Raw genomic sequence first — 24,830 nt, forward strand, 5'->3', positions numbered from 1 at the left:
TGGTCGGATCAGTCGCCCAGGCGGCGCAGGAACGGGGCTGAGACCGCCTCGGCCGCCGCGATCACGCTCTCGGCCAGTGCCCGCTGCGGCGATCGGCGTCGGGGCGGATCGGGATACGCGGCAGTCGGGTCGAACACCGGGGAGTTCTGCAGCTCGGAGGTCAGGACGACCCGGGCGGCCTGGAGCGCCGGGTCGGCCGGCGGGGTGAGGCCGCGCCGCCGGTACCACTGCTCGGCCGAGCCCTTCTCGTGCCCGAAGAGCACGGCGTCGGGGCCGCTCGCTGCCCGAACCGCCAGACGTCCCTGGACCTGCTGGGCCGTCCGATACTGGTAGTGCCGCAGCCGGATCCGGGTTGTCGCGGGATGCGCGAGCCCGAGCGGCCAGACGGTGTGCTGCGGCCAGAGCGTCCGCGGGCGATGCTGCACGAAGCGGATCTCGGAGTGGTTGCAGAGATACCAGGACATCGCGGAGTGGTCCGGTCCGCTCTCCCGCTCGCGGGCGAGGTCCTCCTCGGTGAGGAAGAACTGGAACGATGCACTGAAGACGTGGTCGACGCGGGAGGGCAGGCTCTCGAGGAACTGCCTCGGGTCGTCGAGGTAGAACTCGTCGGCGTCGAGGCGGCACCACCAGTCGCCCGGCGCCGAGAGGTGCCGGAAGTCGGCGAAGATCTGCTGACGGAGCGAGTCGCGGAACCGCCCGAGGAAGCGGCCCCAGAGCACGACGCGCTCCTCGGAGGCGGCGAGCCGTTCCAGCACCTCCCACGTCCCGTCGGTGCTGCCGTTGTCCATCACCAGGACCAGATCCGCCCAGGACAGCGCGGCACGGATCACGTCCTCGACGATGTCCGCCTCGTCCTTGACCGTCATCGCGGCGAAGATCTTCATCGCGTCGCTCCACTTCCCCGCGCCGGTGTCGGTGGTCGGGTCTGCCCGACCGTCGCTCCGGGTCGCTGGTGAGAGTAGGCGGGCAGAGGCGCCCCGAGGGGTCGCAGGCGCGGGGAGGGAAGCTCGAGGCGCGATCCGCACGCCCTAGCGCAGCTCGGCCGCGAGGACGGAGGCGGTGATGGCGATGGTCGCCGCGCACATCAGCCAGTACAGAATCGTCTCGCGCCACGAGCCGGCGGAGCCCAGCACGGGGAGCGCGGCGTAGCCGCCGGAGGTCCAGACATGGCGCAGCGGAGTGCGGCGGAGTCGGTGCGGCAGGCGCACGCGCAACGGCCACAGCCAGTTGATCCCCTCGGTGGTGAGAGCGTCGCCGGCGAGGTGCACGAGGTAGCCCAGGGTCGCGGCAACCCGCAGCCATGCCCAGGTGCCGTCGGCGAGGGCCACGACGAGAACGGTGACGACCGTCGCTCCGGCCCAGGCGATCGGCCACGAGGGGGCGGCGCGGACGGCCTTCGCCGCAAAGGCCAGGGCGGGCAGGGTGATGGCGGCTGCGACGGCGACCGGTCCCACGAACGGCACCGAAAATCGCAGCGCAGTGAGCACCGGCACCAGGTACCAGACGACGGCGACAGCCAGCAGCGAGTGCATCCCGTGGCGGTGCCCGCCGCTGATGCGGCCGGCGGTCGCGGTGAGGAGGGACGCGCCGGGGGCAGAGCGGGAGATGGTCGCGCTCGCGTGGTCGGCATCGGGTGCCAAAGCCCAGCCCGCAGTGACCCCGAGACCGACTAAGCGCAGTTCGAGCGGCAGCCCGTCAAGGCCGAAAGAGACCGCGACGGCGGGCACCGAGGTTGCCGCGGCCCAGGCGAGCGCGCCGGAGACAGCGTGCGAGCGGCCCATCATAGGGTGGGCGATACCGGACTCGAACCGATGACCTCTTCCGTGTGAAGGAAGCGCGCTACCAACTGCGCCAATCGCCCCATGGGGACGTGCTGGACGACCCGAGAGTCGATCGTAGCGGATCCGCGGGGCCCGGATGCACCGCGCTCACCCGCCACGCCCGGGTGAACGGGCTGTGAGAACCCGGTTTCGCTCGGGAAAACGCGGAATCGCCGTCCAGGGCCGAGAATCGGTACCCGTTCGATTTGGAAACCTGCGCTCGCGTCGTATACATTCTTCTAGGTCGGGCCGGTCAGCGAAAGCGCCGGGGAGACAGTGCGACAAGCACGACAGGACAAGCACGACAGTGCGTCAAGCACGACAGCAACACCAGCACGACCTACATGCGGATGTGGCGCAGCGGTAGCGCATCACCTTGCCAAGGTGAGGGTCGCGAGTTCGAATCTCGTCATCCGCTCGAACACCGGCCCCCGGGCCGTTGTCATCGGGAAAGCACCCCTCGGGCGCCTCCCACCTGGACGGTCTTCGGGCCGCCGACACCGAATCCCGTACACGGTGGATTGGCCGAGAGGCGAGGCAGCGGCCTGCAAAGCCGTCTACACGGGTTCGAATCCCGTATCCACCTCGATCGTTCACCGAACGAGGAGCTCCGCAGGGAGCAGCGGGCGATTGGCGCAGCGGTAGCGCGCTTCCCTGACACGGAAGAGGTCACTGGTTCGATCCCAGTATCGCCCACCACGAGAACCCTCGGCCCCTGGCCGAGGGTTCTGTCGTTTCCAGACTCCGGCGGTGTCGTCGGCCCGGTGACAGTGGCGAGGATCGTCCGTGGCGTGACCACCGCCGCCGTCGAGGGTGGACCGCTCGAGCCTCCGGGGACGATGCGGCGCATCGGTGGACGAGAGTTCGACGTCGAGCGGCAGGTCGCCGTCCTGGCGGTCGTGAACCGCACCCCCGACTCCTTTTACGACAGGGATTCCACCTTCGCTCTGGACAGCGCGATTCAGGCGGCAGTGCGCGCCGCTGAGTCCGGCGCCGACTGGGTCGACATCGGCGGGGTGCCCTTCGGGCGCGGCCCGGCCGTCTCGGTGCAGAAGGAGCTCGACCGGGTCGTTCCGGTCGTGGCGGGTATCGCGGAGCGGAGCGACGTGGTGGTCTCGGTGGACACCACGCGGGCCGAGGTGGCCCGCGCGAGCATCGCCGCCGGGGCAGGCGTGGTCAACGACACGAGCGGGCTGCACGACCCGGGGATGCTCGGTGTCCTCGCGTCCTCCTCCGCCCAGCTCGTGATCGCCCACAGCCTGGGAGCCCCGCGCAGCGAGCCCGAGCTGATCACCGTCGACCCCGGCCATGACCTGAACAAGAACACCCTGCACACCCTCGAGCTCACTCGACGGCTGGCGTGCGCCCGCCTTCCTCCGCCACAGTGCGACGTCGGCGGCGTGAGCACGCGTATCGACGGGCGCTCGCCCCCGGGTCGCGATCTCTCCGACGCGGCATTGCTGGCCCCCTCTGCGGAGGGGACGGAAGCGGAGTGGCTCCGAGTCGACGTTGTCGCGAGTGCCGCCTCACCGTCGGCCCGACGCTCGAGGCGGGCGACTCCGGGCGACTCGCGAACGGGGACGTCCCCGGGCCGCGCCCGCAGCACCTCGCGCACGTGCTCAGCGCCGGCGACACGCTGCTCTTGCGCTCTCTGCGGCGGCGCCGACCTGCGGTGGCGCTGGCCTCGTCTACTCGCGACGCCGCTCGTTCTCGCCGCGTTTGGCTTCGGAGGCGGGTCGAGCGGCGATCACGGGGTGGGCGCCCGTGAAGCCGTCGCGGGCGGCGGCGATGGACAGGATGCGGGGCTTGGCGACGTTCCAGCCGACGAAGAGGGCCGGGACACCGATCACGGCGACGATCCCCACGGTCCAGGTGCCCGTGGGGAAGTCCACGGCGATCAGGACGACGACGATCACGAGGAAGGCCAGGGTGATCCACGAGGTTACGGGAGCGCCCGGCATTCGGAAGGAGGGGCGCTGAAGGCGGCCCTCGGCGGCCCAGCGCTGGAGCTGCATCTGGCAGAGGACGATTATGCCCCAGCCGGTGACGATACCCAGCGCCGACACATTGAGGACGATCTCGAACGCTTCCGCCGGAACGAAGAGGTTGAGCACGATACCGACCAGCGTGATGCTCGCGGTGAGCAGGATGCCGCCGTAGGGGACTCCCTGCTTGTTCATCCGCCCCGTGAAAGCAGGAGCGGAGCCGTTGAGGGCCATCGAGCGCAGGATCCGGCCCGTCGAGTAGAGCCCGGCGTTGATGCTCGAGAGGGCGGCGGTCAGGACGACGAAGTTCATGATCGAGCCGGCGATCTCACCCGACGAGCCGTCGCCGAGCGAGCTGAAGAACGTAACGAACGGACTCTCGCCCTTCGAGTAGGCCGTGTAGGGCAGGAGCAGGGTCAGCAGCAGCACCGAGCCGACGTAGAAGACGGCGATGCGCAGGATGACCGAGTTGATCGCCCGAGGGATCACCTTCGCCGGCTCGGCGGTCTCGCCGGCCGCCGTGCCCACCAGCTCCACGCCCGAGTAGGCGAAGACGACTCCCTGGACGACCAGCACGCTCGCGATCAGCCCGCCCGGGAGGACGCCGCCGTTGTCCTTCCAGAGGCTGATTCCCGGATCGACCGTGACGGGGCCGGCTTGCAGCGGCCAGCCCGCGGCGAGCACGACGACTCCGATCACGAGGAAGACCACCAGTGCGGTCACCTTGATGAGCGCGAACCAGAACTCCAGCTCGCCGAAGACCTTCACCGAGACCAGGTTGAGCGAGAGCACCACGACCAGGGCGATCAGGGCGAGCAACCACTGGGGCACGGAGGAGAACAGCGACCAGTACTTCACGTAGAGGGCCACCGCGGTGACGTCGGCGATCGCTGTCATCGCCCAGTTCAGGAAGTACATCCAACCCGCGACGAAAGCGGCCTTCTCGCCCAGGAACTCGCGGGCGTAGGAAATGAAGGACCCGGAGCTGGGCCGGTGCAGCACGAGCTCCCCGAGCGCGCGCAGGATGAGGTAGGCGAAGCCGCCGCAGACCGCGTAGACCACCACGAGCGAGGGGCCCGCGGAGGCGAGACGTCCGCCCGCGCCGAGGAAGAGACCGGTGCCGATCGCACCGCCGATGGCGATCATCTGCAGCTGTCGGGGCTTCAGGCCGGGCCGGTAGCCCTCCTGCTCCCTGGAGAAGTCGGGCTGCGCCGGCTCGAGGTCGTCGTCGCTCTGCGTCACGGGGGTTCCTTCGTCACCGGGCGCGCGGAGCGGCTGCTCCAGCACGCCCAAAAGGGTAGGGGCGCGCTACTCGGAGGATCCGATTGGCGCGGGATGCAGCTTGCGGATGTCTTCGGAGTCCTGCCGCTCACCCTGGGGGCATGAGTGGACCGTACCTGACGCGGCGGCCCTCGCTCGAGGGCTTCCGGATCCCTGAACTGGCGCGTATTTTGCACGGCGGGACCAATCCGGTGCTCGCCTGGCGCGACCGACTCGACGGCCTCTCCTTCTGCGTGGCCGAGGGCTCCCTGCGCTGGAATCCAGTCTCAGGCGGCGTGGATCTTCGGCGCGAGATCGCACATCTGCGCTGACTGAAGGGCCGAGTCCTGACTCAGTCCTTCTCTGCGTCCTCGCCGTGGTCGTCGGCGTCGCCGCGGTTTTCGCTGGACAGGCGCAACCAGCGGCCGTCACGGACGTCCTTCTCGTGCGCCGCCGCCTTCTTGTCGCTCGCCGCCGTGTCGCGTGGGGGGAGCTGGACGGTCTCCTCCGCCTCGATGCCGGCCTGGAGCTCGCGGCCGCGCTCGAGCTCCGCGTCGAACTCGGCTCCGAAGAGCAGGGCGATGTTGGTGATCCAGATCCAGAGCAGGAAGACGATCACCGCGCCGAGGGAGCCGTAGGTCTTGTTGTAGTTGGAGAAGTTCGCGACGTAGAACGCAAATCCGGTCGAGGCGATCAGCCAGATCGCCAGGGCGACGATCGAGCCGATGCTGATCCACCGGAACTTCGGCTGACGGATGTTGGGCGCCCAGTAGTACAGGATCGCGATGATCACGATCGCGATGACGAGCAGCACCGGCCACTTGGCGATGTTCCAGACGGTGAGTGCGGCGGGCCCCAGGCCCACCACGTCGCCGACGGCCGACGCGACAGGCCCGCTGAGCACCAGGATCAGCGCTGCGACGACGATCAGGACGACGGTCACGACAGTGACGCCGAGCATCGTCGGGCGGAGCTTCCAGAAGGGACGGCCCTCGTCGATCTGGTAGACCCGGTTCATCGCTCGACCGAAGGCGCCCACGTAGCCGGAGGCGGACCACATGGCGCCGACGACACCCGTCACGAAGGCCAGGCCCGCGGCGGAGGAGCTGGTCAATGCCTGGACCGGGTCGCGCAGCAGGTCGACGACCTGGCCGGATGCGAGGGTGCCGATCAGGTCGAGGACCAGATCGGTCGTGGCTTGCGCCTGGCCGAAGAGGCCCAGCACCGACACGATTGCGAGCAGGGCCGGGAACAGTGCGAGGACGGCGTAGTACGTGAGCGCGGCAGCCAGATCGGTGCACTGGTCGGCTCCGAATTCGCGTGCCGTCTTCTTGAGGACGTAGAACCAGGAACGCTTGGTGATGTCGGTGACGTCATCGGGCTTACGTGCATCGTCGGGATCGGGCGCGGTCTTCTCGCGGGTCGTGCTCTTCTCGGCCATGCCGACACGCTATGGGTCGGACAGTTCTCGAACGGCTCACTTGACTCTCCGATCGGACGTGTCGATGGTCACGCCCGGCGCTGGCGCGCCGCGGCGAGCGTCCCGAAGAGGAGGAAGGAGCAGGTGGCGGCGAGCACCGTCACCAGCGGCGCCGCCCAGCCCCCGCTCACGTCGTGCGCGAAGCCGATGACGGTCGGCGCGGTGGCGGCCACGGCGTAGCCGATGCCCTGCACCGTGGCCGAAAGCCGTGACGCGTGCCCGTCCGAGCGCGAGAGCCGCACCACGAGAACGAACACCACCGTGAATCCGCCGCCCTGCGCCGCCCCGCCCAGAACACACCACAGGGCCCAGAGCTGCGGCGCGAGCAGCAGACCCGCCGGCACCGTGCACCAGAGCAGGCCCACCAGCACGATGCTGCCCAGCGGCCCCAGCCGGCGCACCAGGAGCGGCACGCCGAGCGCGCCGGCGACCGCGGCGAGCTGAAACACGGAGGCGCTCGCACCGGCCGTCGCGCTCGAGAAGCCGTTGCGGTCGACCAGCAGCGACGGCAGCCAGGCGGTCACCCCGTAGTACGAGAACGCCTGGCTCGAGAAGCACAGGGCGAGCGCGAGGACGGTGGCGCTGCGGAAGATGCGCGGGGCGGGCCCGGGCGACTCACGGTCGGCGCGGGCGGGGCGTGGTGCCGGCAGCAGGGCCGCCGGAGAGCCGACAGCGAGGAGCCAGCCGACGAGCGCGAGCGCGTTCAGCGCGAGCCAGACGAGCAGGGCGCCACGCCAGCCGAGTGCGAGGGCGAGTGGGGCGGTCCCGAGCGAGGTGATCGTGGACCCGATGTTGAGGGCCGCGGTGTACACGCCGGTCGTCAGGTCGACACGCTCGGGCGGGACGTCGCGGCGGATCACGACGGGGAGGACGACATTGCCGACCGTGATGAACACGCCGATCAGGATCGTCCCCACGACGACCGGCGCGACATCGCCGATGGAGCGCACGATCGTGCCGAGCGCGACGCCGAGCACCGTAACCGTGACGGCGGCGTCCGGCCCGACCCGGCGGATCACCAGCAGCGCGAGTGGGGTCGCCAGGGCGAAGCAGAGCACGGGGATGCTGGTGAGGATCCCCGCTTGGCCGGACGAGAGCGCGAGGTCCGCACGCACCACGTCGATCACCGGTGCGACCGCGACGATCGGTCCGCGCAGCACAAGGGCGGCGAGTGCGACCGCGAGGACGACGAGCCAGGGAGCACTCCGGCGCGCGGTCATCGGAGCATCGGCGGCAGCGGCACCCCGGTCAGCCGGCCAGGCCGAAGAGTTCGGCCGAGACGTTGGTCACGAAGGTGAACACGCCAGACACCAGGCCGAGGATCCCGGTAACGAGTCCCGCCGTCGCGAGCCCGCGTCCGCCGCCGACCACTGCGGCGGCCGCCCGGCCGCGCACGGAGAAGACGATGGCCAGGATCGACGGGACCAGCAGCGGGTTGATGAGCAGGCTCAGGACGCCGAGTACGAGGCTCGCGACCGCCATCGGATTGCGCCCGGCCGTGGACGACGGAGCCGAGGGGTAGGCGTAGAGCTCCTGCTCCGGGGCGCCCTCGGGCGTCCCGTACGCGGGGACGGGCGCGGAGGAGGACGGGCGGGACCGGTCGGTCCACGCTGCACCGTCCCAGTAGAGCTCTGAGCCGAGATCGGCCGGGTGCGGATACCACCCGGGCGCGGGCAGTGGGGCGGAGTCGTCTGGCATGCGCTGATTCTAGAGCGGTGCCGATCAGCTCTTCGGCAAGCGGATGTCCGCCGACCCCGTCGCCCGTGGCACCGGTGCGGCCACGGCGATCCTTCGCGCCACGCCATCCCCCCGTTCGGCGCCTCCACCGGGTCGGAGCACTCCGTCTGCTGCGCCTACGAGCTGACTCCCGACGCGCTCGGGGAGTGGCCGCCGCCGACTACAGTCGAGGGGTCAGCCGAGCCCGAGGAGTGCCCGCACGTGTCGAACGAACTGTCGAATCCCGCAGAGAACGAATCCCACTCGGTCGTCACCGAGGCGGGCACGGGATTCACGCACTTCACCGACCGGGCCGTGGTCGCGATCCGCGTCAACGGTGAGCTCAAGGACCTCGCCGCCGACGTCGTCCCCGGCGACCGCATCGAGCCGGTGCTGATCTCCTCGCCCGACGGTCTGAACATCCTCCGGCACTCCACCGCTCACGTGCTCGCGCAGGCCGTGCAACAGATCAATCCGGAGGCGAAGCTGGGCATCGGCCCGCCCGTCACCGACGGCTTCTACTACGACTTCGACGTCGAGGAGCCCTTCACGCCCGAGGCGATGAAGGCGCTCGAGAAGGCGATGGACCGCATCGTGCGCCAGGGCCAGCGGTTCGTCCGCCGCGTCGTCAGCGAGGAGCAGGCGCGCGCCGAGCTCGCCGGCGAGCCCTACAAGCTCGAACTGATCGGCATCAAGGGCGGGGGAGCCGAAGACGAGAGCGTCGAGGTCGGCGGCGCCGAGCTGACCATCTACGACAACGTCGACCCGCGCTCGGGCGAGACGGTGTGGAAGGACCTCTGCCGCGGCCCGCACCTGCCCAACACCCGCATGATCGGCAACGGCTACGCCCTGACCCGCAATGCGGCGGCGTACTGGCGCGGCTCCGAGAAGAACCCCCAGCTCCAGCGCGTGTACGGCACTGCCTGGCCCACGAAGGACGAGCTGCGCGAGTACCAGGCCCGGCTCAAGGAGGCGGCCCGCCGCGACCACCGCAAGCTCGGCCACGAGCTCGACCTGTTCTCGTTCCCGGACGAGATCGGCTCCGGTCTGGCCGTGTTCCACCCCAGGGGCGGGATCATCCGCTACGAGATCGAGCAATACATGCGCGAGCAGCTGCTCGCTCACGGCTACGAGCTCGTCTACACGCCGCACATCACCAAGGGCGACCTGTTCCTGACCAGCGGGCACCTGCAGTGGTACTCCGAGGGAATGTTCCCCCCGATGCACCTCGACGAGCTGCAGGACGAGGACGGCAACGTCACGCGCCAGGGCCAGGACTACTACCTCAAGCCCATGAACTGCCCGTTCCACAACCTGATCTTCCGCTCGCGCGGCCGCAGCTACCGCGAGCTGCCGCTGCGGCTGGCCGAGTTCGGCACGGTGTACCGCTACGAGAAGAGCGGCACCCTCCAGGGCCTCACCCGCGTCCGCGGCCTCACCCAGGACGATGCCCACATCTACGTCGCGCAGGAGGACGTGCCGGCCGAGCTGACCCGCAACCTGGAGTTCGTACTGCAGGTACTGCGCGACTACGGCCTCGACGACTTCTACCTCGAGCTCTCCACCAATGAAGAGGGCAACCCGAAGTTCGTCGGCGCGCCCGAGCAGTGGGAGGAGGCGATCGCCTCGCTGCGCGCGGTCGCCGTCGCTTCCGGCCTCGAGTTGGTGCCCGATCCGGGGGGAGCGGCGTTCTACGGTCCGAAGATCTCGGTGCAGGCGCGCGACGCCATCGGCCGCACCTGGCAGATGTCCACGATCCAGCTCGACTTCAACCAGCCTGAGCGCTTCGAGCTCGAGTACACCGCGTCGGACGGATCGAAGAAGCGTCCCGTGATGATCCACCGCGCGCTCTTCGGCTCGATCGAGCGCTTTTTCGCCATTCTCACCGAGCACTACGCGGGCGCGTTCCCGGTCTGGCTGTCGCCGGTGCAGGTCGTGGGGATCCCGATCGCCGACGAGTACCTGCCCTACCTCGAGGAGGTCGTCGGCGAGCTCAGGCGCTCCGGGATCCGCGCCGAGATCGACTACTCCAGCGACCGGATGCAGAAGAAAATCCGTAACGCCACGCTGCAGAAGGTGCCGTTCCAGATGATCGTGGGCGAGAAGGACCGCGACGCCGGAGCCGTCAGCTTCCGATTCCGGGACGGCACGCAGGAGAACGGGATCCCGGTCGCTGACGCCGTCGCGCGCATCCGCGAGGCCGTCGCCACGAAGGCGCAGGTCTGAGCGTGCCCGACCTCGTGCCTGACCTCGTGCCTGACGGAGCGGAGGGCTCCGCGCACCTCGCGGGCGTGCCCGATGAGTTCCAGCGGCTGTGGACGCCGCACCGCATGGTCTACATCCAGAAGGGACAGCCCGGCGCCGACGACTGCCCCTTCTGCGTGGCTCCCACGCTGAGCGATGAGGAGGCCCTGATCGTGGCCCGCGGGGAGCACGCCTACGTGCTGCTGAACCTGTTCCCGTACAACTCCGGTCACCTCCTGGTCTGCCCGTACCGGCACATCCCGCTCTACGACGAGGCCACCCCGGAGGAAGTGGCCGAGGTCGGGTCGCTCACCCAGACGGCCATGCGCGTTGTCCGCTCGGTGTCGAACAACGACGGCTTCAACCTCGGAATGAACCAGGGCGCGGTCGCCGGAGCCGGGATCGCCGCGCACTTGCACCAGCACGTGGTCCCGCGCTGGGCGACCGACGCCAACTTTTTCCCGATCATCGCCCGCACGAAGGCGCTCCCGCAGCTGCTCGGCGACGTCCGGGCGAGCCTCGCGTCGGCCTGGCCGACCCGGTAGGTCCGGCCGCCCCGGTAGACTGGGACGCCGCATAGAACAGGACTCGCGAACATGACCGACACCACCACTTCGTCCTCGTCCGCCTCGGAGCAGTTCGGTTCGAGCCGCGTCAAGCGCGGTCTCGCCGAGATGCTCAAGGGCGGCGTGATCATGGACGTCGTCAACGCCGAGCAGGCCCGGATCGCCGAGGACGCCGGCGCGGTCGCCGTCATGGCGCTCGAGCGGGTCCCCGCCGACATCCGCTCGCAGGGCGGAGTCGCGCGGATGAGCGACCCCGACCTGATCGACGGCATCGTCTCGGCCGTCTCGATCCCCGTCATGGCGAAGGCGCGTATCGGCCACTTCGTCGAGGCGCAGATCCTGCAGGAGCTCGGCGTCGACTACATCGACGAGTCCGAGGTCCTCTCGCCTGCCGACTACGTGAACCACATCGATAAGTGGAACTTCACCGTCCCCTTCGTCTGCGGCGCGACCAACCTGGGCGAGGCGTTGCGCCGCATCACCGAGGGCGCGGCCATGATCCGCTCGAAGGGTGAGGCCGGCACGGGCGACGTCTCCGAGGCGACCAAACACATCCGTACCATCTCGGCCGAGGTCAACCGCCTCGCTGCAATGACGAAGGACGAGCTCTACGTCGCGGCCAAGGAACTGCAGGCGCCGTACGACTTGGTCGTCGAGATCGCGCGCACCGGCACGCTCCCCGTCGTCCTCTTCACTGCCGGCGGAGTCGCGACTCCGGCCGATGCGGCGCTGATGATGCAGCTGGGGGCTGACGGCGTGTTCGTCGGCTCCGGCGTCTTCAAGTCGGGCGAGCCTGCCAAGCGCGCGGCCGCCATCGTGAAGGCGACCACCTTCTTCGACGACGCGAAAGTCGTCGCGGAGGCGTCGCGCGGCCTAGGCGAGGCGATGGTCGGCATCAATGTGGCCGACGTGCCCGCGCCGCACCGTCTCGCCGAGCGTGGCTGGTAGCCGGGACACGGCGCCGGTCGGCGGAGGACTGATGCGGGAGTCCCTCGAGGGCCTCCGCGTCGGTGTCCTTGCATTGCAGGGGGACTTCCGAGAGCACGCCCACGTCCTGCGCGAGCTTGGCGCCGAGGTGGTGCTGGTGCGTCGTCCAGAGGAGCTCGCGTCCGTCGCCGGTCTGGTCATCCCGGGCGGCGAATCGACGGTGATGGACAAGCTCTCGCGGCTCTTCGGACTCGCCGAGCCGGTGGCCGACGCGATCGAGGCGGGCCTGCCCGTCTACGGGACCTGCGCCGGGCTGATCATGCTCGCCGATCGGGTACTCGACCGGATCGACGGCCAGCGCAGTTTCGGCGGCCTGGACGTGTCGGTCCGCAGGAACGCGTTCGGCAATCAGCTCGACTCCTTCGAAACCGATCTGGACGTGCCGGTGATCGGTGATCCTCCTGTGCACGCAGTCTTCATCCGGGCACCGGTCGTGGAGGAGCTGGGGGAGCGGGCGACGGCGCTCGCGAGCGTGGCCGACGGTCGCGTGGTCGCGGTAGAGCAGGGCGCTCTGCTCGGCACGGCCTTTCATCCGGAGATCACCGGCGACTACCGCTTCCACGAGCTGTTCCTGCGGAAGGTCGCAGCGACGCGCTTCGGCGCCTGAGGCGCTCGCGAATCCGCTGGTCAGGGGTGGACGGGGTCGGGGGTGCGCGGCAGGGTGGTCGCATGCCCGAACTCCCCGAGGTCCAGGCGCTCACGCTCGACCTGAATGCGCGTCTCAGCGGACGTACGCTCGGACGGCTCGACGTGTTCGCGATCTCCGCGCTGAAGACGGTGGCGATCCCACCCTCGGCCCTGGCCGGCGAGATCGTGCACGGCGTGACGCGGCACGGCAAGCTCCTCGACCTCGCCGTCGGAGACGCGCACGTCCTGCTGCACCTGGCCCGCGCCGGCTGGGTTCGCTGGCGTCCGGAGCGACCGACGGCTCCGGTGAAGCCGGGCCGCGGTCCGCTAGCCGCGCGGTTGACCCTCGACGACGGGTCGGGCTTCGATGTAACGGAGGCAGGCACGAAGAAGAGCCTGGCGCTCTCGATCGTCGCCGACCCGCTCGATGTGCCGGGCGTCGCCCGCCTGGGGCCCGACCCGCTCGATCCGGCTTTCACGAAGGAGATCTTCGGCGCGATCCTCGCCACCGCGGGCCGGGCGCAGCTGAAGGGCGTTCTCCGCGACCAGTCGCGCATCGCCGGCATCGGCAATGCCTACTCCGACGAGATCCTGCACGTCGCGGGAATGTCTCCGTTCAAACCCGCGGCGCTCACCGTCGACGAGCTCGACCGTCTCTACTCCGCGCTCCGCTACACCCTGGAGGAGGCGCTCGCTCGCGCTGAGGGCCTGCACGCCGCCGACCTCAAGCGGGAGAAAAAGCTAGGGATGCGTGTCCACGGCCGCACTGGCGAAGCCTGTCCGGTCTGTGGCGACACCGTCCGGCAGGTGATCTTCCACGACTCCACGCTCCAGTACTGCCCGACCTGCCAGACCGGCGGCAAGGTCCTCGCCGACCGCGTGCTGTCGCGGCTGCTCCGCTAGCGGGCTGGGGTGGCGGGGCACAAGGGTCGCCGGATTACAGGGGGGGAGGGGTGTCGACGAGGGGAGGGCGCGCGCGCGGGGGAGCGCCGGGCAGAGCAGGCGGCCGGGTGGTGACGCGGCGGCCGGTCGGGGTGGTCCAGTCGGCTGTGCCGTCGGCGTGGAGGACGTAGGTCCAGCGATCGCCGTGTCGGACGTGGTGGTGGGCGACGCAGAGGCTGAGGAGATTGCGGAGGGCCGTCTCGCCGCCATTGCGCCACTCGAGCGCGTGGTCTGCCTCGGTGGTCGACGCAGGCCGGGTGCAACCGGGGAAGCGACAGGTCACGTCCCGCAGCTGAAGGTGGAGCCGCATACGCGGTGGCGGTACGCGAAGGGTGCGCCCGACCGAGAGGACCGCACCGGTGACCGGATCCGTCAGGACCCGGGTGAACGAGGTCGCAACGCCCGCGAGTTCGCGAGCGAGGACAGCAGGGATCAGTCCGTATCCGTCCAGGTGTGCCGGGGCGTCGTCAAGTCCGGCGGCGGTCCGGGCGGGAAGGGTCAGGCGGACCTCAGCGCGCACGCCGGGCACGAAGGTTGTGTCGAGTTCGTCGCCGCCGGGTGTCGTCCCTGAGACGTCGCCGTCGCAGAGCAGATCAGCGAGGGCATCGGCACGCAGCTGCGGCATCGTGCGAGCCTCCGCGTCGCGCTCCTGCCCGCGGGTGCTTGCGTTCTCGCGGAGGGCCCGGGCGATGCGGTCGAGCCGAATGAACGCTCCGAGTGCGACGGGCGCCGGCAGTCGGGCACACAGCGTAGCCATTCCGTCGGCGTCAGCGCCGACCCAGACACTCCGGTCGTCGCGGGCGCGAGCGTGCCGTTCGGCGAGCGGCTCCTCGTGCACCTCGTCCCGTAACTGGGCGACAAAACTCCGCAGGCGTGTAGGCGTCAGCGAGACGGCCGCATCGGCCGCCCGCTGGTCGAACGCGGCCCGGGAATCGGCAGGCAGGGTCCGCGCGACTCCGCAGATCACCTGCCCGGCCTCCCACCGGATTCGCGCCTCTGCAAGCGCTGCGCGGGTGCGGGGCAGATCTTCTGCCAACAGCCGCGCCTGCTCGAGCTCTCGAGCCGCGACACGCTCGGAGACTCCCAGCGAGACCGCCAACTCGGCGCGGATCGACCGCTCCACGAGGTCGCCCGCCTCGCTCCGCGAGAGGCTGCGACCTCGGGCGAAGGACTCAGGTCGGGCGAGTGCGGCGGTGTAGCTCGCGTACAGTTCGTCCGCGGCCCCGAGCAGGATGGGCGCGGCGGAGCGGGCGAGCGCGGACGCGCGATCCGCCCGCGCCCGCACCTCCTTGAGCGCCGTCTCCGACGCCTCCGCGCTCGTCGTCCATCCCATATCTGTAATGAACCAGGGAACGCCGACATCGACCCGGTGAGATCGCCCCAACGGGAGAACTCACCGCCGCTAACAGCCTGTGGAGGAGCTTGTGCGCCGTGCAGACCCCCGTTGATCCGATCTGCTGCACACCGCGCTCCTCCGCACTCACCTCGCCCGGCCGGCTGCGGAGAGCCGGGCGGGGACCGGCTCTCGAATAGACTGGCCCCTGCCATCAGCGGCGCCCTCGGGGGTCGCACGCAACGAGATTTCCGAGGGAGCACCGTGTCCGGGCATTCCAAGTGGGCCACGACCAAGCACCAGAAGGCGATCAAGGACTCGCGCCGCGCGAAGTCCTTCGCCAAGCTGATCAAGAACATCGAGGTGGCCGCCAAGATCGGCGGCGCCGACCTCTCCGGCAATCCGACGCTCGTCGATGCCGTGCAGAAGGCAAAGAAGACCTCGGTGCCCAACGACAACATCGACCGCGCGATCAAGCGCGGTGCGGGCCTCACCGGCGAGGTCATCGACTACACGACCATCATGTACGAGGCGTACGGCCCGAACGGCATCGCGCTGCTCGTCGAGTGCCTGACCGACAACAAGAACCGCGCGGCAGCCGACGTGCGCACCGCGATGACCCGCAACGGGGGCACGATGGCCGACCCGGGCAGCGTCGCGTACAACTTCGCAAGGAAGGGCGTCATCTCAGTGCCGCACGGCGAGAGCGTCACCGAGGACGACGTGCTTGGAGCGGTCCTCGATTTCGGGGTCGACGACGTGCTCGACCACGGCGAGAGCTTCGAGGTGCGGGTCGAGCCGAGCGAACTGGTGCCGGCACGCTCCGCCCTGCAGGAGGCGGGTATCGACTACGACTCCGCCGATGTCGAGTTCGTCGCCTCGCTGCAGGTCGAGGCCGACGCTGAGACGGCCCGCAAGGTGTTCCGCCTGATCGACGCGCTCGAGGACTCGGACGACGTGCAGAACGTTTACACGAACCTCGACATCACCCCCGAGGTTCGCGTCGAGCTCGAGAACGAGGAGTGACACGGTGAGGTCGGTTTGGCCGCTGAGGACGGCCTGATGCGCGTCCTCGGGATCGACCCCGGGCTCACCCGCTGCGGCGTCGGCATTGTCGACGTCGGTCGCGACCGCCGCGCGACGCTCGTACACGTGACGGTCCTCCGTACACACCCCGACGACGCGCTCGAGCGTCGCCTGCTCGCCCTGGGCGACGGACTCGAGGCGCTGATGGACGAGTACCGCCCACACTCCGTCGCAATCGAGCGGGTCTTCGCGCAGGACAACGTCAGGACCGTCATGAGCATCGCGCAGATCAGCGGAGTCGCGCTGGTCGCGGCCGCCCGGCGCGGCCTGCCCGTCGGCATGCACACGCCGAGCGAGGTGAAGGCGGCCGTCACCGGCTATGGAGCGGCGGATAAGCGGCAGGTCACCGCCATGATCCAGCGCGTCCTCCGGCTCGACGCCCCACCGACACCGGCGGACGCCGCCGATGCGCTCGCCCTCGCGGTCTGCCACGCCTGGCGGGCGCCGCTCGGGGCATCAGCCGGCTCGGCGGCAGCGGCTCCCGGCGCACCGGTTCCTGCCGCCGTGGCAGCCGCCGCGGAAGGCACCGCCGCTCAGCGGGCATGGCGCGCCGCCGAAGCCGCGAGTCGAACGCCTGTTCGAGCATCTAGACTGGCGCGGTGATCTCCTCCCTCCGCGGTACCGTCCTCTCCGCCCGCGGGAGTCTCGCCGTGATCGATGTTCACGGCGTCGGCTACGCGGTCAACGTGACTCCGCAGCACGCGCTCGAGATGCGGGTCGGGGACGAGACCACCGTCAGCACCGTGCTCGTCGTGCGCGAGGATTCACTGACGCTCTACGGCTTCCCCGACGAGGAGCAGCTCGACATCTTTGAGCTGCTGATCGGAGTGACGGGGGTCGGCCCGAAGTCGGCTCTCGGCGTGCTCGGTGCGGTCGAGCCGGATCGGATCGCGCAGGCGGTCGCCGACGAGGATGACGCGGTGTTCCGCAAGGTGAGCGGCATCGGTCCCAAGACGGCGAAGCTGATCATCCTGTCGCTCGCCGGCAAGGTGAGCGTCCGCCCGCGCGCCGCCCGCGGCTCCGGTCCGGCGGCCACCGCCGCTCAGAACGTGCTCGCGGCCCTCATCGGTCTCGGCTGGCCCGAGCGCACCGCGTCCGAGGTGGTCGACGAGATCCTGTTCGACGCGCAGGCCTCCGACGCCGTGAACGTGCAGGCGCTGCTCCGCCTCGCCCTCTCTCGCCTCGGCCCGGCGGCCCGCTCGTGAGCGACGACGTGCTCGGCGCCGAGGTGGCCTCGGAGGCGGAGGTCGCCTTCGAGGGCGCCCTGCGGCCCAAGAACCTGAGCGAGTTCGTCGGGCAGCGCAAGGTGCGCGGTCAGCTCGAGCTGCTGCTCAAGGCCGCGGCGATGCAGGGGCGCACGCCCGACCACATCCTGCTGGCCGGTCCGCCCGGTCTCGGCAAGACGACGCTCGCGATGATCGTGGCGGAGGAGAGCTCGTCGCCGCTGCGCCTGTCCAGCGGCCCGGCGATCCAGCACGCGGGCGACCTCGCCGCTGTGCTCTCCTCGTTGCTGCCCGGCGAGATCCTCTTCATCGACGAGATCCATCGCATGGCGCGCTCCGCGGAAGAGATGCTCTACCTCGCGATGGAGGACTTCCGGATCGACATCATGGTCGGCAAGGGGGCGGGAGCCACGTCCGTCCCGCTCGATCTCGCTCCGTTCACCCTCGTCGGGGCGACAACCCGATCGGGTCTCCTGCCCAATCCGCTGCGCGACCGCTTCGGCTTCACCGCGCATCTCGAGTTCTACGCGGAGGACGAGCTGCGTCAGGTCCTCGCGCGGGCGGCTCGGCTGCTCGAACTCGACATCGATGCGGATGCGGTGGCCGAGATCGCCGGGCGCTGCCGGGGCACTCCGCGCATCGCCAATCGGCTGCTGCGCCGGGTGCGTGACTTCGCCCTGGTGCACGGTGGCCGGGCCGACGTCACCGCTGTCCGTGCGGCGCTGGAGTTGTACGACGTCGACGCGCTCGGGCTCGACCGGCTCGACCGGGCGGTCATGGAGATCGTGCTGACCCGCTTCGACGGTGGGCCCGTGGGCCTGAACACTCTTGCCGTCTCGGTGGGGGAGGAGGCCGAGACGGTCGAGGCGGTCGTCGAGCCGTTCCTCGTGCGGATCGGGCTGCTCACGCGCACGCCGCGGGGCCGCGTCGCCACTGCGGACGCCTACCGCCACTTCGGGATCGACCCCCGGGCAACGGCGGCCCAGCCGCCCCTGTTCCCCGATGACCTATGATTCTCTAGGCCCGACGGGCCGCTCGATCCGCTTTTCCTCGGCCAGAGGCCGTGCGTCGGATCGCCCATCCACTCCGGAAGGCCCACTCATGGATCCGACGATCATCCTGCTCGTCCTGTTGCTCGCCGTGATGATCATCTTCATGTTCCGCAACAACAAGAAGCGCCAGCGCGACGCGGAGAACATGAAGAACAACCTCCAGCCGGGGGTGGAGTTGATGACGGGCTCCGGCCTCTTCGGCACCGTCGTGTCGATCGACGACGAGGCGAACAAGATCGTCATCGAGTCGACCCCCGGCACATTGCTGACCATCCACCGTCAGGCCATCGCCCGGCTCATCGACCCGAGCGAGAACACCGTCGAGACCGCGGACGAGGTCGAGGTCGAGCCGCTCGCCACGACCGGCTCGCCCGAGTTCGGCGAGCGCGACTCCGCGCACCGCGACCCGCTGGTGGACCCGGTCGAGCGCGACCGCCGGCCCGACGCGCAGTAGTCTCCTGGGCGGGCAGGGCGCACCGGCGCCAGCTCGCCCTTCTCCGCGTCCGGGCGATCCCCGGGCCGAACACCGTCGACCGAAGAGAAAGCTGAGCCCTGGGTGGCCGCATCAACCCCCGTCCGGAAGGCCCGCCGCTCCCTGAGCTGGCTCGGTGTCATCATCCTCGCTCTCGTCGGACTCAACACGGCGGCCGTCCTCTGGGGCGGCGGCTCCTGGACGCCGAAGCTCGCCCTCGACCTCGAGGGCGGCACGCAGATCGTCCTCCAGCCGCAACTGAACGACGGCGACACGGTCTCCTCCGAGCAGCTCACCCAGGCTGTCTCGATCATCCGCCAGCGCATCGACGCGTCGGGCGTTTCCGAGGCCGAGATCACGACCCAGGGCTCGAGCAACATCGTGGTCTCGATTCCGGGTACTCCCGATGACGAGACACTCCAGCGCATCGAGGCCTCGGCGAAGCTCGACTTCCGGCCCGTGCTCGTCGCGAGTCAGGCCACCAACAGCTCGGTCGGCGGCGACGCGACCTCCTCGCCCACGCCGACTCCGGTCGATCCGTCCCTCGCGACGGAGCCGACCGCCTCGCCCACCAGCGCGAGCGACCTCGCATACCTCACGCCGGCGCTCGAAGCCCAGTACACCTCGTTCGACTGCGCCTTCCTGAACAACCAGGACCCGAACCTCGCGCCGGCCGACCAGCCGCTCATCACCTGCGACGGCAGCGGCACCGTCAAGTACGTGCTCGGACCCGTCGAGATCACCGGCGAGGACATCTCGGACGCGTCGAACGGCCTGATGACCACCTCCTCCGGAGCGAGCACCGGCACCTGGGCCGTCAATCTCTCCTTCGACGACCAGGGAACGCAGGCCTTCGGCGACGTGACCTCGCGCCTCGTCGCGCTTCAGGGAGCACAGAACCAGTTCGCGATCGTGCTGGACGGCCGCGTCATCTCGGCTCCGTCGACCAATGCGGCGATCACCGACGGCAACGCGCAGATCTCGGGGTCGTTCACCCAGGAGTCGTCGAAGACGCTCGCCGATCAGCTCAAGTACGGCGCTCTGCCGATCGGTTTCCAGGTGCAGAGCTCCGACAGCATCTCGGCGACGCTCGGCTCGGCGCAGCTGGCCAGCGGCCTGCTCGCGGGCCTGATCGGCCTGATCCTGGTGATCCTCTACTCCATCGCGCAGTACCGCGTGCTGGGAGCCGTGACGATCGCCTCGCTGATCGTCGCCGCGGTCGTCACCTACCTCGTCGTCACGCTGCTCTCCTGGCGGGAAGGGCTGCGCCTCTCGCTCGCGGGAGTCGCGGGTCTGATCGTCGCCATCGGCATCACGGCCGACTCCTTCATCGTGTACTTCGAGCGCATCCGCGACGAGCTGCGAGACGGCCGCGGGCTCGAGTCCGCCGTCGAGGCCGGCTGGCGCCGGGCGCTGCGCACGATCTTCGCGTCCGACATGGTGAACCTGCTCGCCGCGGTGGTCCTCTTCGTCCTCGCCGTCGGCAGTGTGCGCGGCTTCGCGCTCACCCTCGGGATCACCACGATCATCGACCTCGTCGTGGTGGCCCTCTTCACCCACCCGATGCTGCAACTGATGGCGACCAGGCCGTTCTTCGCCGAGGGGCATAGGGCCTCGGGCCTGGACCCCCGGGCGCTCGGAGCGGTCTACCGCGGCCGTGCCGCGTTCCGCCCGCAGGATCAGGTGGTCGCCGGCAAGCGGGCCTCCGCGGCCCGAGAGGCCGCCAAGCGCCAGACCATCGCCGAGCGCAAGGCCGCCGAGGCGGCCGGTCTGCGCGGCTCCCACGACTCGAACGGGAAGGACGCGTGATGGCCAGCTTCTCGCAGTTCGGAAACGACCTCTACACCGGTGCGCGCTCGATCGACTTCGTCGGCCGCCGCCGCACCTGGTACCTCATCTCCCTCGCTCTGATCCTGATCACGCTGCTCGGGACGCTCGCGCGCGGCGGGTTCAATTTCGGCATCGAGTTCACCGGCGGCTCGCAGTTCACGGTGTCCTCGCCGTCGAGCCTGGACCAGGCAACGGCTACGGACGCGGTCACCTCGGTCGCTCCCGAAACCGTGCCGCGCGTGTCGATCGTCGGCGACGACTCCATCCGCGTGCAGACCGGCCAGCTCTCGACCGACGAGTCGACCGCCGTCCGGAACGCGCTGTCCGAGGCCTACTCGGTACCCGCCGAGCAGGTCGCTTCCTCGTTTATCGGAGCGGCGTGGGGGAACGACGTCACCCAGCAGGCCCTGCGCGGCCTCGTCATCTTCGTGGTCCTGGCGGCCCTGGCGATGTGGGCGTATTTCCGGACCTGGAAGATGTCACTGGCAGCGATCGTCGCGCTCCTGCACGACCTCGTGATCGTGGCCGGTGTTTATGGCATCACCGGCACCGAGGTCTCGCCCGCTGCGGTGATCGGTCTGCTCACCATCCTCGGCTACTCCCTCTACGACACGGTCGTGGTGTTCGATAAGATCCGCGAGAATACGGCGGAGGCGCTCAGCAGCACGACGCGCACCTTCTCCGAGACGGTGAACCTGGCGGAGAACCAGACCCTCGTGCGCTCGATCAACACCTCGATCGTCGCTGCGCTCCCGGTGGCCGCGATCCTCGTGATCGGTGCATTCGTCCTCGGCGCGGGCACCCTCCGCGACATCTCCCTCGCCCTGCTGATCGGCGTCATCGTCGGCACGTACTCGACGATCTTCGTCGCAGCACCGCTGTATGCCCAGTTGCGCAGCCGCGAGGGCGAGATCGCGAAGCACGACAAGCGCGTGGAGTCGACCCGCGCGAAGGCGACGGCGTCGGCGGTGCCGGCCGTGCAGGGCTGAGCCGTGGCCGAATACGCACAGGTCACCGCCGCCGACGCGATCGGCCTCGTCGAGCGCGAGGAGGTCTGGCTGTTGGATGTGCGGGAGCCGCACGAGTGGGCGGCGGGGCACGCGCCGGCCGCCCACCATATCCCGATGGGAGAGATCGCTGGGCGGCAGGACGAGCTGCCCACCGACACGGCCATCCTGGTGGTCTGCCACTCGGGAGTCCGCTCCGCAATGATCACCCAGGCGCTCGACGGCGCCGGCTACGAGGTCGCGAACATCGACGCCGGGATGACCGCGTGGGCCGCGGCGGGCGGTGCCGTGGTCGACGGCGAGGGGAAACCAGGCCGTATCGGCTAACTCCGCCAGTTCGCCGGGGGCGCGGCGGTCGTCGGCACTCTTCGCACGGGCGATAATGGGGCGATGGAGATCCCCGCGTGACGGAAACGACGACGACGTCCTCGACCGCTGCCCTGCGCAGACTGGTCCCCCGGATCTTCTCGCGCGCGCAGCCCTCCGGCGCGGTCGACACCCTTGTCCGCACCGTCCGGATGCACCACCCCAAGAGCGACATCGCGCTGATCGAGCGCGCGTACTCTGTCGCGGAGCGGGCGCACGCAACCCAGAAGCGCCGCAGCGGCGAGCCGTACATCACGCATCCGCTCGCCGTCGCGCAGATCCTCGCCGATCTTGGGATCGGCTCGAAGACCATCGCGGCAGCGCTCCTGCACGACACGGTCGAGGACACCGACTACCAGCTCGACGAGTTGCGCGCGGACTTCGGCGACGAGGTCGCGATGCTGGTCGACGGTGTCACCAAGCTCGACAAGGTCAAGTACGGCGACAGCGCGCAGGCGGAGACGGTCCGCAAGATGATCGTGGCGATGTCGAAGGACATCCGCGTCCTGATCATCAAGCTCGCCGACCGCCTCCACAATGCGCGCACCTGGGGCTTCGTTCCCGCTGCGTCCGCAGCGCGCAAGGCGACCGAGACGCTCGAAATCTACGCGCCGCTCGCACATCGCCTCGGCATCCAGGCGATCAAGTGGGAGCTCGAGGACTTGTCCTTCGCGGTGCTCTACCCCAAGATCTACAACGAGATCGAGAGCCTGGTGAAGCGGAGGACCCCGCAGCGCGAGGAGTTCGTGCAGAACGTCATCGATCTGATCAGCGAGGACCTGCGCGCGGGCCGGATCCGCGGGCGCGTCGTCGGGCGGCCGAAGCAGTATTACTCGATCTACCAGAAGATGGTCATCCGCGGTCGCGAGTTCGACGAGATCTACGACCTGGTCGGTATCCGGGTACTCGTCAATTCCGTTCGCGACTGCTACGCCGTACTCGGCTCCATCCATGCCCGCTGGACCCCGATGCCGGGGCGCTTCAAGGACTACATCGCGACGCCCAAGTTCAACCTTTATCAGTCGCTGCACACGACGGTGGTGGGGCCGAAGGGTCGTGCGGTCGAGATCCAGATCCGCACCAATGAGATGCACCAGCACGCCGAGTTCGGTATCGCGGCCCACTGGAAGTACAAGGAGCAGATGGCCACCGGTAAGGTGCCCACCTCCGGGTCGAACGACACCGACCTCGCCTGGCTCGCGCATCTCTCCGACTGGCAGTCCGAGACCACCGATCCGAACGAGTTCCTCGACTCCCTCCGCTTCGAGATCGGCGCGAAGGAGGTCTACGTCTTCACTCCGAAGGGGCGAGTGATCGGCCTCCCGACGGGTGCGACTCCCGTCGACTTCGCCTATGCCGTGCATACCGAGGTCGGCCATCGGACGATGGGTGCGAAGGTCAACGGGCGGCTCGTGCCTTTGGAGTCCTCGCTGACCACGGGCGACGTGGTCGAGGTCTTCACCTCCAAGAATCCCGATTCCGGGCCGAGCCAGGATTGGCTGCACTTCGTGCAGAGCCCGCGGGCCCGCAACAAGATCCGCCAGTGGTTCACGAAGGAGCGGCGCGACGAGGCGATCGAGCAGGGCAAGGACTCCATCGCCCGTGCGATGCGGAAGCAGAACCTGCCGTTGCAGAAGTTGATGAGTCAGGACACCTTCACCGAGGTGGCGAGTCAGCTGCGCTACAACGACGTGGAGGCGCTGTACGCAGCGGTCGGCGAGGGCCACGTCTCGACCCAGTCGGTGCTCGAGAAGGTCGTCTCCTCCATTCAGGGCGATCCGGAGTCGGATGAGAACGAGGTCACCCTCCCGCGCTCGCCCCGTCCGCGCAGCCGCAGCAGCGAGTCGGGCGTTCTGGTCAAGGGTGCGCCGGACATCCTGGTGAAGCTCGCAAAATGCTGCACACCCGTGCCGGGCGACCAGATCGTCGGCTTCGTCACCCGCGGCGCCGGCGTCTCGGTGCACCAGGCGAATTGCCACAACGTGCAGGAGCTGCTGAAGGAGCCGGAGCGGATCGTCGACGTCGAATGGGCGCCGTCTTCGAAGAGCATCTTCCTCGTGCAGATCCAAGTGGAGGCGCTGGACCGCTCCGGACTGCTGAGCGACGTCACGCGAGTGCTATCGGAGCATCACGTCAATATCCTCTCGGCCACCGTCTCTACCTCCAGCGATCGCCTGGCGATCAGCCGCTTCGTCTTCGAGATGGGTGACACCACCCACCTCGACCGTGTGCTCAACGCGGTGCGCCGGATCGATGCGGTCTACGACGTCTACCGGGTGAACGGGGGCTGATCCCCGGGCGGGGTCGATCCGAGCGCCGCCCGTAGACGCCGTTCGACGATCCGCCGCCCAGCGACACCGGGCCCGTCCTCCAGCCGCTGGAGGACCGGGTGGAGGCCGGTGCGGGTGCTTCGCGAGAGCGCCTGGAGGACGCGGCCATCGCCCTCCGTCCGTGCCAGGTCGATCATCGTGCGGACCGCCGATGTGACGAGGGTGCCGCCGAGCTGCACCACATCGGCTTCGTCGAGGAGTACCTCGTGGCAGCACAGTCGGGCGCTCGTCGGCGGCTGGAGGCGTCTCCGCCTGTCGATCGAGGCGCTGTGCACCCGGGGAGGGTCGCGCAGTGCGCCGTGCACCCAGGCGGCGGAGAGACGGTCGGCGACCGACCCCTGAGGGAGCAGTGACCCCAGAGCAGCTGCTCGTTCGGGGGCGCCAATCGGAAGATCGGCGACGAGGAAAGCCTCATCGAGAGCGATCAGCTCGCCGTCCAACCGGGCGGCGCAGAGTTCGGCGAGGGGGAGGTGCCCGGGCAGCAGAACGGTGGGGAGACGCATG

The 24,830-nt window shown here is 69.4% G+C and carries 23 protein-coding genes, 4 tRNA genes and 1 pseudogene; 19 read left to right on the forward strand and 9 right to left on the reverse strand.

Annotated features, from left to right (window positions below; all coding sequences use genetic code 11):
- Nucleotides 1–8: 8 nt before the first annotated feature.
- The 3 genes from A6122_RS05960 to A6122_RS05970 all read right to left on the reverse strand — a co-directional run bounded on the left by A6122_RS05960 (nt 9) and on the right by A6122_RS05970 (nt 1,861).
- A complete protein-coding gene (locus tag A6122_RS05960; RefSeq protein ID WP_068252709.1) occupies nt 9–884 on the reverse strand; it encodes a glycosyltransferase family 2 protein in 876 nt (291 codons plus the stop codon).
- Between the two features lie 144 nt (nt 885–1,028).
- On the reverse strand, nt 1,029–1,784 hold the full coding sequence (locus A6122_RS05965) for a metal-dependent hydrolase (protein ID WP_068252712.1): 756 nt from the start codon (nt 1,782–1,784) through the stop codon (nt 1,029–1,031).
- Between the two features lie 4 nt (nt 1,785–1,788).
- Nucleotides 1,789–1,861 (reverse strand) — tRNA-Val (locus A6122_RS05970).
- 305 nt (nt 1,862–2,166) lie between these two features.
- Here A6122_RS05970 and A6122_RS05975 point away from each other — a divergent pair.
- The 4 genes and pseudogenes from A6122_RS05975 to A6122_RS17670 all read left to right on the forward strand — a co-directional run.
- A tRNA-Gly gene (locus tag A6122_RS05975) sits at nt 2,167–2,238 on the forward strand.
- Nucleotides 2,239–2,335: 97 nt separating this feature from the next.
- Nucleotides 2,336–2,406, forward strand: a tRNA-Cys gene (locus A6122_RS05980).
- Between the two features lie 38 nt (nt 2,407–2,444).
- Nucleotides 2,445–2,519 (forward strand) — tRNA-Val (locus A6122_RS05985).
- 140 nt (nt 2,520–2,659) lie between these two features.
- A pseudogene (locus A6122_RS17670) lies at nt 2,660–3,040 on the forward strand (dihydropteroate synthase); the annotation flags it as partial.
- 468 nt (nt 3,041–3,508) lie between these two features.
- Here the strand turns inward: A6122_RS17670 and A6122_RS05995 are convergent.
- Nucleotides 3,509–5,047 carry an amino acid permease gene (locus A6122_RS05995; protein WP_068252720.1) on the reverse strand — a complete coding sequence of 513 codons (1,539 nt, stop codon included), beginning with the start codon at nt 5,045–5,047 and terminating at the stop codon, nt 3,509–3,511.
- Between the two features lie 140 nt (nt 5,048–5,187).
- Between A6122_RS05995 and A6122_RS06000 the strand changes: the two genes are divergently transcribed.
- On the forward strand, nt 5,188–5,397 hold the full coding sequence (locus A6122_RS06000) for a hypothetical protein (protein WP_068252723.1): 210 nt from the start codon (nt 5,188–5,190) through the stop codon (nt 5,395–5,397).
- A 20-nt stretch (nt 5,398–5,417) separates the two neighbouring features.
- Here the strand turns inward: A6122_RS06000 and A6122_RS06005 are convergent, their stop codons facing one another.
- From A6122_RS06005 to A6122_RS06015, 3 genes are all read right to left on the reverse strand, one after another.
- Nucleotides 5,418–6,506 carry a YihY/virulence factor BrkB family protein gene (locus tag A6122_RS06005; protein WP_068252726.1) on the reverse strand — a complete coding sequence of 363 codons (1,089 nt, stop codon included), beginning with the start codon at nt 6,504–6,506 and terminating at the stop codon, nt 5,418–5,420.
- Nucleotides 6,507–6,574: 68 nt separating this feature from the next.
- A complete protein-coding gene (locus A6122_RS06010) occupies nt 6,575–7,765 on the reverse strand; it encodes an MFS transporter (RefSeq protein WP_068252728.1) in 1,191 nt (396 codons plus the stop codon).
- Nucleotides 7,766–7,793: 28 nt separating this feature from the next.
- Nucleotides 7,794–8,243 carry a DUF4190 domain-containing protein gene (locus tag A6122_RS06015; RefSeq protein ID WP_068252731.1) on the reverse strand — a complete coding sequence of 150 codons (450 nt, stop codon included), beginning with the start codon at nt 8,241–8,243 and terminating at the stop codon, nt 7,794–7,796.
- Nucleotides 8,244–8,495: 252 nt separating this feature from the next.
- Between A6122_RS06015 and thrS the strand changes: the two genes are divergently transcribed.
- The 5 genes from thrS to A6122_RS06040 all read left to right on the forward strand — a co-directional run bounded on the left by thrS (nt 8,496) and on the right by A6122_RS06040 (nt 13,588).
- Nucleotides 8,496–10,487, forward strand: coding sequence for a threonine--tRNA ligase (gene thrS, locus A6122_RS06020; RefSeq protein WP_068257161.1), 1,992 nt, complete (start codon nt 8,496–8,498; stop codon nt 10,485–10,487).
- Between the two features lie 2 nt (nt 10,488–10,489).
- Nucleotides 10,490–11,050 carry an HIT family protein gene (locus A6122_RS06025; RefSeq protein WP_237358243.1) on the forward strand — a complete coding sequence of 187 codons (561 nt, stop codon included), beginning with the start codon at nt 10,490–10,492 and terminating at the stop codon, nt 11,048–11,050.
- Nucleotides 11,051–11,101: 51 nt separating this feature from the next.
- Nucleotides 11,102–12,019 (forward strand): pyridoxal 5'-phosphate synthase lyase subunit PdxS, encoded by a 918-nt coding sequence (pdxS, locus tag A6122_RS06030; protein WP_068252734.1) that lies wholly within the window; start codon nt 11,102–11,104, stop codon nt 12,017–12,019.
- Nucleotides 12,020–12,050: 31 nt separating this feature from the next.
- Nucleotides 12,051–12,665, forward strand: a complete 615-nt coding sequence (gene pdxT / locus A6122_RS06035; RefSeq protein WP_068252736.1) for a pyridoxal 5'-phosphate synthase glutaminase subunit PdxT — start codon at nt 12,051–12,053, stop codon at nt 12,663–12,665.
- Nucleotides 12,666–12,727: 62 nt separating this feature from the next.
- A complete protein-coding gene (locus tag A6122_RS06040) occupies nt 12,728–13,588 on the forward strand; it encodes a DNA-formamidopyrimidine glycosylase family protein (protein ID WP_068252739.1) in 861 nt (286 codons plus the stop codon).
- Between the two features lie 34 nt (nt 13,589–13,622).
- Here the strand turns inward: A6122_RS06040 and A6122_RS06045 are convergent, their stop codons facing one another.
- Nucleotides 13,623–14,960, reverse strand: a complete 1,338-nt coding sequence (locus A6122_RS06045) for an HNH endonuclease signature motif containing protein (RefSeq protein ID WP_068252742.1) — start codon at nt 14,958–14,960, stop codon at nt 13,623–13,625.
- A gap of 264 nt (nt 14,961–15,224) precedes the next feature.
- Here A6122_RS06045 and A6122_RS06050 point away from each other — a divergent pair, with 264 nt between their 5' ends.
- From A6122_RS06050 to A6122_RS06090, 9 genes are all read left to right on the forward strand, one after another.
- The gene (locus A6122_RS06050; RefSeq protein ID WP_068252745.1) at nt 15,225–15,986 is read left to right on the forward strand and encodes a YebC/PmpR family DNA-binding transcriptional regulator; all 762 of its coding nucleotides are present in this window, start codon (nt 15,225–15,227) and stop codon (nt 15,984–15,986) included.
- Nucleotides 15,987–16,022: 36 nt separating this feature from the next.
- Nucleotides 16,023–16,649 (forward strand): crossover junction endodeoxyribonuclease RuvC, encoded by a 627-nt coding sequence (ruvC, locus tag A6122_RS06055; protein WP_068252748.1) that lies wholly within the window; start codon nt 16,023–16,025, stop codon nt 16,647–16,649.
- The gene (ruvA, locus tag A6122_RS06060; protein ID WP_068252752.1) at nt 16,646–17,251 is read left to right on the forward strand and encodes a Holliday junction branch migration protein RuvA; all 606 of its coding nucleotides are present in this window, start codon (nt 16,646–16,648) and stop codon (nt 17,249–17,251) included. Before ruvC ends, ruvA begins: the two co-directional genes overlap by 4 nt.
- On the forward strand, nt 17,248–18,282 hold the full coding sequence (gene ruvB, locus A6122_RS06065; protein WP_068252755.1) for a Holliday junction branch migration DNA helicase RuvB: 1,035 nt from the start codon (nt 17,248–17,250) through the stop codon (nt 18,280–18,282). The genes ruvA and ruvB overlap by 4 nt, the downstream gene beginning before the upstream one ends.
- 88 nt (nt 18,283–18,370) lie before the next feature.
- Nucleotides 18,371–18,775: a preprotein translocase subunit YajC gene (yajC, locus tag A6122_RS06070; protein ID WP_068252758.1), complete on the forward strand. Its 405-nt coding sequence runs from the start codon at nt 18,371–18,373 to the stop codon at nt 18,773–18,775.
- A 102-nt stretch (nt 18,776–18,877) separates the two neighbouring features.
- Nucleotides 18,878–20,602, forward strand: a complete 1,725-nt coding sequence (gene secD, locus A6122_RS06075; RefSeq protein WP_068252761.1) for a protein translocase subunit SecD — start codon at nt 18,878–18,880, stop codon at nt 20,600–20,602.
- Nucleotides 20,602–21,612, forward strand: a complete 1,011-nt coding sequence (gene secF / locus A6122_RS06080) for a protein translocase subunit SecF (protein ID WP_068252764.1) — start codon at nt 20,602–20,604, stop codon at nt 21,610–21,612. Before secD ends, secF begins: the two co-directional genes overlap by 1 nt.
- Before the next feature lie 3 nt (nt 21,613–21,615).
- Nucleotides 21,616–21,957: a rhodanese-like domain-containing protein gene (locus A6122_RS06085; RefSeq protein WP_068252767.1), complete on the forward strand. Its 342-nt coding sequence runs from the start codon at nt 21,616–21,618 to the stop codon at nt 21,955–21,957.
- Nucleotides 21,958–22,034: 77 nt separating this feature from the next.
- Nucleotides 22,035–24,287, forward strand: a complete 2,253-nt coding sequence (locus A6122_RS06090; RefSeq protein ID WP_068252769.1) for a RelA/SpoT family protein — start codon at nt 22,035–22,037, stop codon at nt 24,285–24,287.
- Here the strand turns inward: A6122_RS06090 and A6122_RS06095 are convergent.
- Entirely contained in the window at nt 24,266–24,829 is a 564-nt protein-coding gene (locus tag A6122_RS06095; protein ID WP_068252770.1) for a hypothetical protein, read from the reverse strand. The genes A6122_RS06090 and A6122_RS06095 overlap by 22 nt on opposite strands.
- Nucleotide 24,830 lies beyond the last annotated feature (1 nt).

It is taken from the genome of Rathayibacter tritici, from assembly GCF_001641005.1.
Lineage (GTDB): Bacteria > Actinomycetota > Actinomycetes > Actinomycetales > Microbacteriaceae > Rathayibacter > Rathayibacter tritici.

Coding starts and splice junctions, on each gene's coding strand:
- A6122_RS05960 (WP_068252709.1), bottom strand. CDS start 884: ATGAAGATCTTCGCCGCGATGACGGTCAAGGACGAGGCGGACATCGTC.
- A6122_RS05965 (WP_068252712.1), bottom strand. CDS start 1,784: ATGATGGGCCGCTCGCACGCTGTCTCCGGCGCGCTCGCCTGGGCCGCG.
- A6122_RS06000 (WP_068252723.1), top strand. CDS start 5,188: ATGAGTGGACCGTACCTGACGCGGCGGCCCTCGCTCGAGGGCTTCCGG.
- A6122_RS06005 (WP_068252726.1), bottom strand. CDS start 6,506: ATGGCCGAGAAGAGCACGACCCGCGAGAAGACCGCGCCCGATCCCGAC.
- A6122_RS06010 (WP_068252728.1), bottom strand. CDS start 7,765: ATGACCGCGCGCCGGAGTGCTCCCTGGCTCGTCGTCCTCGCGGTCGCA.
- A6122_RS06015 (WP_068252731.1), bottom strand. CDS start 8,243: ATGCCAGACGACTCCGCCCCACTGCCCGCGCCCGGGTGGTATCCGCAC.
- pdxS (WP_068252734.1), top strand. CDS start 11,102: ATGACCGACACCACCACTTCGTCCTCGTCCGCCTCGGAGCAGTTCGGT.
- pdxT (WP_068252736.1), top strand. CDS start 12,051: ATGCGGGAGTCCCTCGAGGGCCTCCGCGTCGGTGTCCTTGCATTGCAG.
- A6122_RS06040 (WP_068252739.1), top strand. CDS start 12,728: ATGCCCGAACTCCCCGAGGTCCAGGCGCTCACGCTCGACCTGAATGCG.
- A6122_RS06045 (WP_068252742.1), bottom strand. CDS start 14,960: ATGGGATGGACGACGAGCGCGGAGGCGTCGGAGACGGCGCTCAAGGAG.
- ruvC (WP_068252748.1), top strand. CDS start 16,023: ATGCGCGTCCTCGGGATCGACCCCGGGCTCACCCGCTGCGGCGTCGGC.
- yajC (WP_068252758.1), top strand. CDS start 18,371: ATGGATCCGACGATCATCCTGCTCGTCCTGTTGCTCGCCGTGATGATC.
- secF (WP_068252764.1), top strand. CDS start 20,602: ATGGCCAGCTTCTCGCAGTTCGGAAACGACCTCTACACCGGTGCGCGC.
- A6122_RS06095 (WP_068252770.1), bottom strand. CDS start 24,829: ATGCGTCTCCCCACCGTTCTGCTGCCCGGGCACCTCCCCCTCGCCGAA.